The sequence below is a fragment of the Spirulina sp. LEGE 11439 genome (assembly GCF_059821285.1).
In genome coordinates, this window is sequence record NZ_JCAMRX010000034.1 from 1 (window position 1) to 11,924 (window position 11,924).

10 protein-coding genes are annotated in these 11,924 nt (G+C 44.8%); 4 read left to right on the forward strand and 6 right to left on the reverse strand.

The genetic code is table 11. The features are described 5' to 3' along the window. Window positions 1-83: 83 nt before the first annotated feature. The 4 genes from AC6RV6_RS19925 to AC6RV6_RS19940 form a co-directional block, all read right to left on the reverse strand. Complete coding sequence (locus tag AC6RV6_RS19925; protein ID WP_500242628.1) at window positions 84-1,592, reverse strand: PAS domain-containing sensor histidine kinase; 1,509 nt, start codon at window positions 1,590-1,592, stop codon at window positions 84-86. Between the two features lie 15 nt (window positions 1,593-1,607). Further along, complete coding sequence (locus AC6RV6_RS19930) at window positions 1,608-2,138, reverse strand: Rab family GTPase (protein ID WP_500242629.1); 531 nt, start codon at window positions 2,136-2,138, stop codon at window positions 1,608-1,610. A gap of 23 nt (window positions 2,139-2,161) precedes the next feature. Continuing rightward, a complete protein-coding gene (locus AC6RV6_RS19935; RefSeq protein ID WP_500242630.1) occupies window positions 2,162-4,693 on the reverse strand; it encodes an OmpA family protein in 2,532 nt (843 codons plus the stop codon). A 195-nt stretch (window positions 4,694-4,888) separates the two neighbouring features. Continuing rightward, window positions 4,889-5,686, reverse strand: coding sequence for a hypothetical protein (locus AC6RV6_RS19940; RefSeq protein WP_500242631.1), 798 nt, complete (start codon window positions 5,684-5,686; stop codon window positions 4,889-4,891). Between the two features lie 82 nt (window positions 5,687-5,768). Here AC6RV6_RS19940 and AC6RV6_RS19945 point away from each other — a divergent pair, with 82 nt between their 5' ends. The 3 genes from AC6RV6_RS19945 (at window position 5,769) to AC6RV6_RS19955 (ending at window position 8,900) form a co-directional block, all read left to right on the forward strand. Next, entirely contained in the window at window positions 5,769-6,362 is a 594-nt protein-coding gene (locus tag AC6RV6_RS19945; RefSeq protein WP_500242632.1) for a thylakoid membrane photosystem I accumulation factor, read from the forward strand. 3 nt (window positions 6,363-6,365) lie between these two features. Next, on the forward strand, window positions 6,366-7,841 hold the full coding sequence (locus AC6RV6_RS19950; protein ID WP_500242633.1) for a DNA phosphorothioation system restriction enzyme: 1,476 nt from the start codon (window positions 6,366-6,368) through the stop codon (window positions 7,839-7,841). Window positions 7,842-7,958: 117 nt separating this feature from the next. Beyond that, window positions 7,959-8,900 carry an ABC transporter permease gene (locus tag AC6RV6_RS19955; RefSeq protein ID WP_500242634.1) on the forward strand — a complete coding sequence of 314 codons (942 nt, stop codon included), beginning with the start codon at window positions 7,959-7,961 and terminating at the stop codon, window positions 8,898-8,900. 21 nt (window positions 8,901-8,921) lie between these two features. Here the strand turns inward: AC6RV6_RS19955 and AC6RV6_RS19960 are convergent, their stop codons facing one another. Then, on the reverse strand, window positions 8,922-9,374 hold the full coding sequence (locus AC6RV6_RS19960; protein WP_500242635.1) for a DUF4870 domain-containing protein: 453 nt from the start codon (window positions 9,372-9,374) through the stop codon (window positions 8,922-8,924). A 38-nt stretch (window positions 9,375-9,412) separates the two neighbouring features. Further along, window positions 9,413-10,393, reverse strand: coding sequence for a glutathione synthase (gene gshB / locus AC6RV6_RS19965; RefSeq protein WP_500242636.1), 981 nt, complete (start codon window positions 10,391-10,393; stop codon window positions 9,413-9,415). 191 nt (window positions 10,394-10,584) lie between these two features. On the opposite strand from gshB, the gene AC6RV6_RS19970 reads away from it, so the two are divergent. After that, window positions 10,585-11,892 (forward strand): DNA cytosine methyltransferase, encoded by a 1,308-nt coding sequence (locus tag AC6RV6_RS19970; protein WP_500242637.1) that lies wholly within the window; start codon window positions 10,585-10,587, stop codon window positions 11,890-11,892. Window positions 11,893-11,924 lie beyond the last annotated feature (32 nt).

Here is an 11,924-nt window from a genome sequence, read left to right on the forward strand (position 1 = left end):
CAGTTATCAGTTATCAGTTATCAGTTATCAGTTATCAGTTATCAGTTATCAGTTACTAGTTATCAGTTATCAGTTATCAGTTATCAGTTATCAATTATAGGTAAAATAACATGAAAGGTTGTTCCTGCTCCAACTTCACTGGTAAAACTTATAACTCCATCATATAAATCGACTGCTTTTTTAACAATTGATAATCCCAAACCTGTTCCTGAAATATCTTTGACATTGTTGGCACGATGAAAATGTTCAAATAAACGCGAGCGATCTTCTGGCGGAATTCCTAAGCCGCGATCGCTGACTGTAAACTTAACTTTCTCTATTTCTCTATCCTGCTTTTTTTGAGAGATTCGCATCGCTGTAAAATCAATTGTACCACCATCAGGGGAATATTTTACAGCATTAGATAACAAATTGGTGAAAATATGACGGAGCAGTTTTTCATCCATGCGAATTGAATTGAGATCGGGAGAACATTGTAATTGAATTTGATACTTTTCTCCGGCTGTGAGTTGGAATTCCTCCACTAATTCTCGGCAAAATTCTGCTAAATTTAATTTTACTGGTTTAACTTCTAACTTTCCCGCATCGGCGCGACCAATTGTTAAAATATCTTCTAATAGTCGAGTCATATTATCAGTACATTGTTTGATGCGCTTCAAATGTTTGCTCTTTTTTTCTTCCGGCCAGCGATCGCTATAATTTTCCAACAATTCCAGTGACATTAAAATACTTGATAAGGGATTCCGAAATTCGTGAGAAGTCATAGAAATAAAGCGAGATTTGAGATCGTTTAATTCCTTTTCTTGTGCGAGAGCTTTTTCGATCTCTGCTTCTGCTCGCTTGCGTTCGGTAATATCTCGTCCAATATAAATAAAAGCCGGAATTTTCTTTTCAGTTTGGATGACACTACAAGAAAATTCAACAATAACATGATGACCTTGCTTACTCGTACATTTCACTTGAATATCTTCTACAGCTTCTCCAGCTAACAGTCTTTGGCGATCGCGTGCTAATAATTCCTCTCGATCTTTAATAATTTCTGAAATAGATAAGCCAATTAACTCTGATTCGCTATATTGAAATAATTGCTGTACGGCTTGATTAACAGTTTTGATATTTCCCGATCGCGTTGTGACAAAAAGAACATTCCCCATTGAGGAAATAATTTTCTTCGTATAATCTTTAGTTGCCGTTAACTCCGCAATAACTAACCCATTTTCATTCACTTGCTGGAACAATCGTTGATTGAGATTCATCATCTCAGTAACATCTTTAATTAAAACGATCGCATAATCCTCGATCTTTTCAAAAATTAAGTCAAAATAAATCCGAGTATCACCATCGAGAACTCGTGCAATTCCCTGACATTGAAACTGATTTCTATCTCCTTGGAGAATTTCTGCCAAAATTTTTTCCAAGCCGACTAGCTCGGGAAAAGCAATGCGAGCATCTTTTCCCAACCCAAATTCTTGAGGAATGTCAGAGAACTTTTCTAGATTTTCCGAACAATCTAAAATCTTAAATTCTTCATCGAGAAGAAAATACTTGAGATAGCTGGGAACAAAAATTTCTGATAAAACCGCTTGGCTCATAAATTGTTTCCTCATTCAACCATTGGTTAACCATAGTTTATATGCCAATTCTTCAAAAATTGTATCGACATTTTCTCCAGTTTTGGCAGAAGTGTTATAGATTCCTAAGATTGCCTCGGGAAAATTGAATTTACTTTTGATTTCCAAGACCTCCTCCTCCTCCAACAAATCGCTCTTATTGAGAGCGATCGCAATTTGTCCTTGGGGATTAATATCTCGGTATTCTTGAATGCGATCGCGCAAATGATCGATCGTGTCTAGACGGGTCAGATCCGCAACGACTAAGACTCCGCTCGAGCCTTGTAAATAAGTGGGTGAAATTCCCTTAAATTTTGTATGTCCCTCAATATCCCAAATTAATAACTTTAATTCTTGCTCCTTTTCCCCTTGTACGTCCTGCAAGGAAACGGTTTTACGAGAAATTTTCACCCCCACCGTGGAAAGATAGCGATCGCTAAATTGACGCTCCACAAAACGGCGAATCAGACTCGTTTTACCGACTCCAAAATCCCCCAGCATACACATTTTTTTAGAAATTACGGTCATTGCGTTTATCAAGTAAACTGAATTTAATTGGTCTTGGCTGTTTTAACCTCTTCAAATCTGACGCACCGACTGACCCAGAGGGGATCTTTTGCTGTGACCCCCGGTGGAAATTGTTTCACCCCTGTTGTCGTTTCCAGTCGCTCGCTTGCGATTCCAGCATCTCGCAATACTCGTCTGACCACAACGGCTCGCCGGGGGGCGAGATCTTCCGTCAATTCATCTTCACCACCGCTATCAGTATGACCGATGATGCGAAGTTTAATTTCGGGATTGACTTTGATATACTCCGCAAGAGGTAATAGTTTATCGTTAATATCCTGACGAGCAATTTCGAGTTGGCCGCGATCGAAGCAAATTCGCTCTTGACTGGGGACAGGCCGCTCGTTCAAAGTCAGTAAAACAGAATTCACCCCCGGAATTTTCTCAAAAGTTTCGACAATTTTTTCCCCGTGTTGGTTTTCTCCGATTCCCCCTTCCACAATAACGATGCCTTTTGCCTTATCATAGCGTGCTGTAATTTTTACCCCGGGTAATTGATTAAAGACTAAACTTTGTCGCTCGAGTTCCAAGCGCAGGCGATCGGGATCGGTTAACAACCCTACCGTAACGATTTCGTTATTTAAGTTCCAATCCAGAGCCAAGGAAGCGGCGATATTTTCCGCCTGTTGGCGCAAGCGATCGCTCGGAACCTGTCCGTTTAACGTTAAAGTTCGTTTCCGTGCTTCCGCATCGACGCGATAAAAGGCCAACTCCTCATTGGCGTGCAAAGCTCCCATCACTTGGCGCTCTAACCCCCGAGCGACCCGTTGGCGATGTGCTGAGATTCCCCAAGGAATGCCGATAAAACAGAACAAAAGGAGTGCGATCGCTAAAAACCCAAAAGGTTTCGGTTTGGGTGGGGGTTCGACCTCAATGGGATCGTAAATGAGAGACTCGAGCAACTCATTGACCGCAGGGGGAATTGTACTCGGATCGCCGTTATATTTCTCGAGCAATTCCCCATAGCTATAATTGAGAATGATCGCGCTGAGGGTATTTCTCAACTTGGTGTAGAAGCCTGAAGGCGCTTCTCCTTGGGCTACGGTGGCAATATAGCAATATCCTGCCACTTCCATGACAATCTGGAAACTTTCGTAATCCACCTCGGTTAATTCCGAGGTTTTACCCTCTTGCGGCACGCACTCGCTGGCAAAGCTGCGAATTGCCGTTAGCATTCCCGCCATCATATCGGATTCAAGGGCTTGAGAACCGGACTTTTGTGCCTCTGCAATCACCAACCCGGACTCTTTGTGAATTAAAAACGCCGCTTGCACCTCAAAAGGAATGGATTGAGTGAGAATTAATTCTGCTTCTGAAACCCCTTGCATTCGCGATCGCAATTTGCGATAGATTCCCTGTATGCTAAAGGCGCTCTCGATGCGTTTATTAATACCCTCGATCGCTTCTCCCATGTATTTAGAGACGCTATTACCGATAACGGGATAAAGGGCATCCACCATCGCATCTTTATCGAGGCGAATTTGCTCTTTAATGGAGCGTCCCATAGCTGGCGCGATCGCTTGAATCACCTCGTCGGGAGCATCGCCGATTTGTTTCGAGAGCGCCCCGGGAATGATACTGGCCAAGGCTTTGCTCATAGCAGCTTTATCTTCGCGTCCGCGCTCCTCAATAATGAGATTAATGAGAGGGGTAAACGCCTTAACGACATCATCGGGAGTGCGATCGATCTTGTTTTGCAAAAGAGTCCCAAAAATCGGAAAAATCAACTTACTCAATATTTCCGGATCGTGTAGCTTGCGATCGAGTCTGGCGATTTGTCTTTGGGTGGCTTCATTGAGAGACCGATTTTCTTTGTCGCGATCGTCTGGTGTCGATTCTTCCTCATCGATCAGTAAATCCAAAAGCAGCAGCCGCAAGCGTTCTACGGTCTCTTCCGTATCTTCTCCAGATTCCCCGTACAACCATGCGGATAAGGAACTCGATTTTTTCGGAACAGGTAATTCATTAGCAAGATTGTTTTCGATCGCTTCGGCCCGGGTCTTGATAACTTTCTCGATCTTCTCGGTTTCGACAGGAATAGCGATCGCTTCTAATGTTCTCTCAGTTGCGGGAGGAGAGAGCGGTGGCGGCGCAATCTCTAATTCAGATAAAGCCGTCGGTAGAGGAGGTAGCGTCGCTCCTTCCTCATTCTCCCCAGACGACAAAAACTCCTCTAATTCGTCCCTCTGGCTGAATTCGAGTTTCTCTTGACGGTTACCGAGGGAAGTCGAAGTGCGAGCTTCGGGAGATAGGGGAGTGCGATCGCCGAAGGAAGTCGAAGCCTTCCCTTTGTTTTTCATCAAAGAAGGCGGCGGCGGCGGTACTTTACGCGGGCGAGAAGTCGGTGCCTTCTCTGGTTGAGAAGAATTGGCAGAATGAGAGAGAGCGATTTGCAAATCGCCCATCAGATTGAATAAGCCCTCAAGTTGTTCGCTGTCTTGAGGGCTTGACTGGGATGATTCGGTCTTGGCTTTCGCCTCGCTTTCCGGGTTATGAGGCGATGGGGTTTCTGACATAGCGGTCGATCGATTGAGCCGAAGCCGAGCGTCAAGCCGATACTCGGATTGCTACATTTCTAGTTTGCACCCTATCTTGACAAGATGGCGATCGCGATACGACTGAGACTGCGCTCTCCGATACAGTTAAGCCCATCTTTCGCAAACGCAAAAGTTTCATTGTTTGGGGTTTCCCCGCGCATGACGAGAATCGACTCATTCCATTATGCCCGATCGCTGAGGACTGTCTTTTTCTTCAGAATCTTCGTCAGGGAGCAAAAATTCAGCTTGCAAGCGGCTTTCCATTGCTTCTTTGAGATCGGGCACAAAATCCGTTCCCTTCACTTTGATACACAACTCAAATAAGACTTCCGCCAAATCCGTGCGCGAGACTTTGGTGTCTTTGAGATTGGAAAAACATTTTTCCAGTTCTGCAAAAATTTTCGTCTTTAAGGTTTGACTGTCAGACTGAAAATGTTCGCGGGTTTGCGTTAATTCTTCCTTGAGTGCAGAAGTTTTCGTACTGAAATTTTTATTGAGCGCCTCGAGGGTGGTGGATTGTTTTTGGCTGGTTTGGTCGATTTTCTGCCATAACTTGGTGGTTTCCTCGTGGGTGGTCAAACTGAGATATTTCAGTTTTTTCTCCAGAGAATCTGCCAGTGCTTTCATGTCTGAGGATAGAGAAGATTGCATCTGATCGAGGCGATCGCGCACTTCTCGCTGCAAGGCAACAAAATCAGCCTCCATTTTGTCAAATTGCTGCTCGTATCCCCGCAATTGCGTTCCAAAAAGGATTTCGCGAATTTGCTCGACGTTGCCAAGGCGATCGCGCATTTCTTTTTTGTTGAGTTCAGCCATATCTACTCCTCGTGCTGTAGTCTGTAGCCTTGTACATTGGATGGATTGTTTGCCCTTGCTGAATATTAGCAGGGATTGGAAGGTGCGAGAAAAGAGTAACAGGGAATCAAAGGCAAAACTTCCCTCATCTTCATTTCCTGTTTTCCCTTCTGTCATTGATAATTGAGAGCGGAGGTTGAGGCAGATCGGGAAACCTCACTGCCTCCTATTGACCTGTTAGCAACTGATATTGAAATTTATGATACGTTCTCATCTGTACGAATTCGGGACAACGCGAGGGAAAATTTGGCTATATCGCTGTGTGTTAGGTCTGGCGATCGCTTTAACTTGTTTCTTTTTGGCGCTATCTCCCGCTCGGGCTGGCATTGATAACGATCGCTATGATGGCAATATCTTCGTTCTTTATGCGGGGGATGGTTCTCTCGTACCAACGCGATCGACGTTTAAGGAAGCCCTCACTTCCCCTCAACCCGTAATTCTGGATTTCTACATTGATGATAGTCGCGATTGTAAGCGCTTTGCCAGCACGGTTTCGCACCTACAAGACTTTTACGGACGAGTCGCTGTTTTTGTTCCCATCAATGTTGATTCTCTTCCCGTTAAAGATTCTTATCAATCGGACGAACCCGGTTACTATTACGAAGGAGTTCTCCCACAAATTTTGGTTTTTGATGGTGAAGATCGAGTGCGTTTTAATGGCAAAGGAGCCGTTAAATACGAGGAGGTGGATGATGTTTTACGAGAAATCTTTAATCTCGAACCTCGCAGGGAATCTGTTGAACTTAAGCGACGTTCCTATAATCAGTTTAGTGGGGAACTCTCCTCTCAATGAGCAATGAACAATAAATGGGATGAGATCGGCGCGATCGACTGGGAGCGGTTGGCGGCTGCATATGCTGCGATTTCTCGCTCTCGTCGCGTTGCTGAAGCGAGAGGAAAGTATGATGCTCTTCCTCACTACGTTCCCGAATTCCCTGCTTCTCTGCAATTGCGAGATTATCAACATCAAGCGGTAGAAAATTGGTTTCGCAATCGAGGACGAGGCATTCTCAAAATGGCGACGGGAAGCGGTAAAACGATCGCGGCTCTCGCGATCGCTACGCAGCTTTATCGTCAGATTGGCTTACAAGTGCTTTTAGTTGTCTGTCCTTTCCGGCATCTCGTCGCTCAATGGGGAAGGGAATGCGAACGGTTCAACCTCCAACCCCTCCTCGCCTTTGAGAGCGTTCGTAAGTGGCAAAACGAACTCTCGAATCAAATTTACAATCTTCGTACTGGCGATCGCGCTTTTCTCACGGTCATTGTTACCAATTCTACGTTTATCACCGAAGGATTCCAATCTCAGCTTAAATTTTTTCCTCCGAAAACCCTCATTATCGGCGACGAGGCGCATCATTTAGGGTCGCAGCGCTTAGAAGAGTGTTTGCCAGACCATATTGGTTTGCGCCTTGCCCTTTCTGCCACCCCAGAGCGCTATTTTGATGAGGAGGGTACCGGTGCCCTCTGGGAGTATTTTGGCACGGTTCTCCAGCCGGAATTTACCCTCAAAGACGCGATCGCACGAGGCGCTCTCGTTCGCTATTTCTATTACCCTTTACTCGTAGAACTCACTCCTTTAGAAGCAGTCATCTATGCCAAATTAACTCAGCAAATCGGCTGGGCGTTGTCGGAAAATGATAACTTACAGGGCAATGAAACGCTCACTTCTTTGTTGATGAAGCGATCGCGTCTCATCGGTTCTGCGGCAAATAAGCTCGAACTGTTACGAGAGTTAATGAAAACTCGCCTTGACACCACTCACACACTCTTTTATTGCGGTGATGGCATGGTAGAACATGCTGGCACTTCCGAACGTCAATTAACCGCCGTTACGCGTATTTTAGGGACGGAATTAGGCTATCGCGTCAATATTTATACAGCCGATACGCCCTTAGCCGAACGGGAAAAATTGCGAGAACAATTTGAACGGGGAGATCTGCAAGGATTAGTTTCCATTCGCTGTCTGGATGAAGGAGTCGATATTCCTGCGATTCAAAATGCGGTCATTCTGGCCAGTACGAGCAATCCTCGTCAATTTATTCAACGTCGGGGACGAATTTTGCGCCCTCATCCCGGGAAAACCACCGCGACTTTATTCGATGCGATCGCGATCCCTCCCGAACTCGATCGCGAAACGTGGGAAGTCGAACGCAATTTATTACGTAAAGAACTGCTGCGTTTTCTTGAATTTGCTAATCTTGCTGAAAACTCTGAGGAAGCCAAAGCAACATTATCAATGATACAAGAAAAATATCTTCTCAATCAGCAATGAGCAATGCGATCGCTTTTTTCAATGCGCCCTAAATTCTGCGATCGCGAGACGTTCTTGCCTACAATGGAAAAGCGATCGGAACTGATAACTGTTCACTGAGATGACCAACAAATAATAATGGCAGAATTAGGATGGTGGGGAGTTCCCCTTGCAATTGTCGCCGGAACTTTGCGGGGAAGTCCGCCGTTTCTCTTCGTTAGTTTGGGCGAATGTCTGACGGAAAAAAGCGGCAAAATTAATTTAGGTTTAGAAGGGACAGTATTGATGGGAGCCATGAGTGCTTATGCCGTTTCTTATTTGACTCAAGACACATTAGGTAACTTTTTTGCTCCTTGGTGCGGGATTTTAGTGGCCGGATTATCGGGGGCAATTTTGGGGGCAATTCATGGCTGGTTATGCCAACAACCGAGAGTGAATGATATTGCTGTCGGAATTGCCGCGATTGTATTTGGAAGCGGGTTAGCTTTCTTTTTTGGGAAACCTTTTATTCAACCTATCGCCCCTCAATTAATCACGCTCGATCTAGGAAACTGGAGTTCTTTAAATCAAGTACAAGCCGCATTGAAAATAAGTCCTTTGTTGATCATAGGAATTCTATTGGCCTTCTTGATACAATGGTTGTTTCAATCTACTCATTGGGGCTTATTAATTCGCGCAGTTGGCAATAGTCCGCAAGCAGCAAAAGCAATGGGGATTTCTGTTTTTAAGATCAGGATATCGAGCATTATAACCGGAAGTTTTTTGGCAGGAATTGGCGGCGCTTCTCTCTCTCTTTATTATCCCGGAGTTTGGACGGAACGTATTTCAAGCGGTCAAGGTTTAATGGCGGTCGCTTTAGTCATTTTTGCCCGTTGGCAGCCCTTGCGATGTCTCTATGCGTCTCTCTTATTTGGAGGCGCACAAGCTCTCGGTCCTGCGTTACAATCCGTTGGGATTGATTCATTTTACTACTTGTTTAATGCTGCTCCCTACATTCTAACTCTAGCCATTGCAATCTTGACTTGTTCTCCGCAAAAAACGCTTTCAGGATCTCCCGGTGCATTGGGCAAAGATAACTAAAAAATCCTATACCAAATCCACTTAACGTAAAAAACGAATAGTTAAAGGGTAACGATAATAATTTCCTTTACTGGCTTTGACTGAGGCAATAATTACAAAAATAGTTCCAATCAGAGATAAAGTAATGAAAATAGTAAAATAGATGAGTGCTATCATAATTACTGTTGCAATCTCTGTTGAATTGGGATTATCGACTGAGGTTAAAAAAGTATTCGCGATCGCAAAAAATATGGAAATTCCAATTAAAAACAAAAATAATCGATAAAGCGTCCAAGAAATATGGAAATTCAAGGATTCTTTACCATGAAAATCAATGAATTCAGATTCTTCTCTTTTGACCGACCAAATAATTAAAGGAATAATGATTTCTACAAAAGGAATCGGGATACCGAGAAGTGCAAATAAAAACCAAGACAAAGAAGATAAATGACATAACATTGCCCATGATTTATCATTCACTGGATTTTCATTCATTGGTAATCTTTAACAGGTGACTGTTCGCTGTTTACTGTTTACTGTTCGCTGTTCGCTGAAACGACTGATACAATCCATTCAATGACCTTTTTTCCTAAAGAAACATTGTCAAGGAGATCGATTTCTCGGATGCCGGTGGGACTGGTGACATTCACTTCGGTTAAATAGCCACCAATAATATCTAAGCCAACAAAATACAAACCATCCTCTTTTAATTTAGGAGCAACGGCGCTGCAAATCTCGCGATCGCGCTGGGTAATTTCTGTTTTGGCCACGCGTCCCCCTACAGCCATATTGCCTCGAAACTCTTTGCCCACGGGAATGCGATTAACGGCTCCGATAGGATCTCCCACTAATACAATAATCCGTTTATCCCCCTCAGAAGCGGCAGGTAAATATTCCTGAATCATTACGGGTTCTTTGCCCCAATGGGTGCTAATTTCAATGAGAGAATTGAGATTGCGATCGCCATCTTGCAGAAATAAAATTCCCTCTCCACCTTTCCCGTCCAACGGTTTTAAAACTCCGGCTCTTTGTTTGTTCACAAACTCTAAAATCACTTGTTTATCTTGAGTGACAATAGTTTCCGGAATGACGGTCGGAAAATTGAGGGCGTATAACTTCTCATTGGCTGCTTGTAATCCTCTGGGACGATTCACAACCAAGGTTTTTGCTGGATTGACAAGATCGAGAATTTGCGTGACGTAGAGATAGGGAATGGTGACGGGAGGGTCTTTCCGCATTATGACCGCATTCATTGCTTCTAAGGGCTGTAAACTCCCTTCCCCGAGTCGATACCATTGCTCTCGTGCAACCCAGCGATCGCCTTTTTGTTCCACAGGTGTTACACTAACGGGTTGAAGAAAGCCCCACGCTTGCCCGGAAATAACGCTGAGGCGATCGACTTCTGTTATCCAAACTTCATGTCCTAATTGTTGGGCGCTTTCCATCATTGCCACGCTACTATCGTGACCGGGGTTGAGGAGGGAAATGGGGTCAATAATAAATAAAAATTTCACGCTTGCTTGTTGACGATGGCTCTCATCGGTCAGTGTATCTTAAGAAGGAGAAAGGAGAAAAGATGAATATCTGGAAAACATTCTACATATTCCGATCATTATTTTTGTCATATGCGATCGCGAATTGTTATGCCTAGTGACAATGGCTCGATCGATACATTTGATCTGAATAAAATCGCAATTGGGTAATTTTGCGAACCGATGAATTTTATTGCCGAGGAGAAAGCGATCGCATACACATGAATGAGAATTTGTCAAGACCAATCGCGATCGACTTATTCGCTGGGGCTGGAGGATTTTCCCTCGGGGCGGAACAGGCGGGTTTTGATGTCGTAGTGGCAGTGGAAAAAGATCCCGTTCACGCCTTAGTTCACGAATTTAATTTCCCTCACGCGCGGGTTTTATGTGCAGATGTGGCAGAGTTAACCGGGGCGCAAATTTTACAAGCGGCTCAGGAAATCAAGCCGGAAATGAACGCGATCGATCTGGTGATTGGCGGCCCTCCCTGTCAGGGGTTTTCACCGATGGGAAAACAAGATCCCAAGGACGATCGCAATAATTTAGTTCTGCAATTTTGCCGCTTGGTTATCGAACTACAACCGCGCTATTTTGTCATGGAAAACGTTCCCGGTTTACGACTGGGAAAATATAAATGGTTATTACGACGCGTTAAACAAGAATTCAAACAGGCAGGGTATCGCATTACCGAACCGGTACAAATGCTCAATTCTCTTGATTTTGGGGTGCCGCAAATTCGCAAGCGCTTATTTTTGCTCGGGCGCAAGCAAGAACAACGCAATTTTCCCTATCCCACTCCCTTAAGCGATCCGCCGACGGTGTGGGATGCGATCGCGGATTTACCCAATTTAGATGATTTTCCCAAACTCTTCGCGAGTGATACGTTGCCCTTAACGCCTTATCGGTTAAGAAAGTTAGAAAAGAGTGCTAGCGAATATGTCAGACGGTTGCGGGGACAGATGGAAGATGAGGGCGATCGTGCCTATCCCCGCGCGTGGGAACGCCATGTTTTAACCGGATTTCGTCGCACTCGCCACCGAGAAACCTCCATCGCCCGTTTCAAAAAGACAATCCCCGGAAAAATGGAGAAAATCAGTCGCTTTAAACGGTTGTGTTGGCAAGAATACTGCTGCACCTTACGGGCGGGAACGAATGCGGAACGAGGGGCGCATACCTCCGCCCGTCCCATCCACCCCAAACATCATCGGGTGATTTCCGTGCGGGAAGCGGCGCGGTTGCACTCTTTTCCCGACTGGTTTCGCCTCCATGCCACCAAATGGCACGGGTTTCGACAGGTGGGGAATTCCGTGCCGCCCTTATTGGCTCGGGCGGTGGCAAAAGAAGCGATCGCAGCTTTGGGGCTAAGTCCAATTAAACCCGAGGAGATCCTGACCTTGGGCGATCCTGAATGGTTGCATTGGACGAGTCAGCAAGCAATGAAGTATTGGCAAGTTTTGGGAGGATGCGATCGCGAGACTTGATGCGATTTTCCTCTCGATAATTGGTGCGATGC

What these genes read in the sequence shown, in the direction of transcription:
- AC6RV6_RS19935 (WP_500242630.1), bottom strand. Translation starts at nt 4,693, where the DNA reads ATGTCAGAAACCCCATCGCCTCATAACCCGGAAAGCGAGGCGAAAGCC.
- AC6RV6_RS19950 (WP_500242633.1), top strand. Translation starts at nt 6,366, where the DNA reads ATGAACAATAAATGGGATGAGATCGGCGCGATCGACTGGGAGCGGTTG.
- AC6RV6_RS19960 (WP_500242635.1), bottom strand. Translation starts at nt 9,374, where the DNA reads ATGAATGAAAATCCAGTGAATGATAAATCATGGGCAATGTTATGTCAT.
- AC6RV6_RS19945 (WP_500242632.1), top strand. Translation starts at nt 5,769, where the DNA reads ATGATACGTTCTCATCTGTACGAATTCGGGACAACGCGAGGGAAAATT.
- AC6RV6_RS19930 (WP_500242629.1), bottom strand. Translation starts at nt 2,138, where the DNA reads ATGACCGTAATTTCTAAAAAAATGTGTATGCTGGGGGATTTTGGAGTC.
- AC6RV6_RS19955 (WP_500242634.1), top strand. Translation starts at nt 7,959, where the DNA reads ATGGCAGAATTAGGATGGTGGGGAGTTCCCCTTGCAATTGTCGCCGGA.
- AC6RV6_RS19925 (WP_500242628.1), bottom strand. Translation starts at nt 1,592, where the DNA reads ATGAGCCAAGCGGTTTTATCAGAAATTTTTGTTCCCAGCTATCTCAAG.
- AC6RV6_RS19940 (WP_500242631.1), bottom strand. Translation starts at nt 5,686, where the DNA reads ATGACAGAAGGGAAAACAGGAAATGAAGATGAGGGAAGTTTTGCCTTT.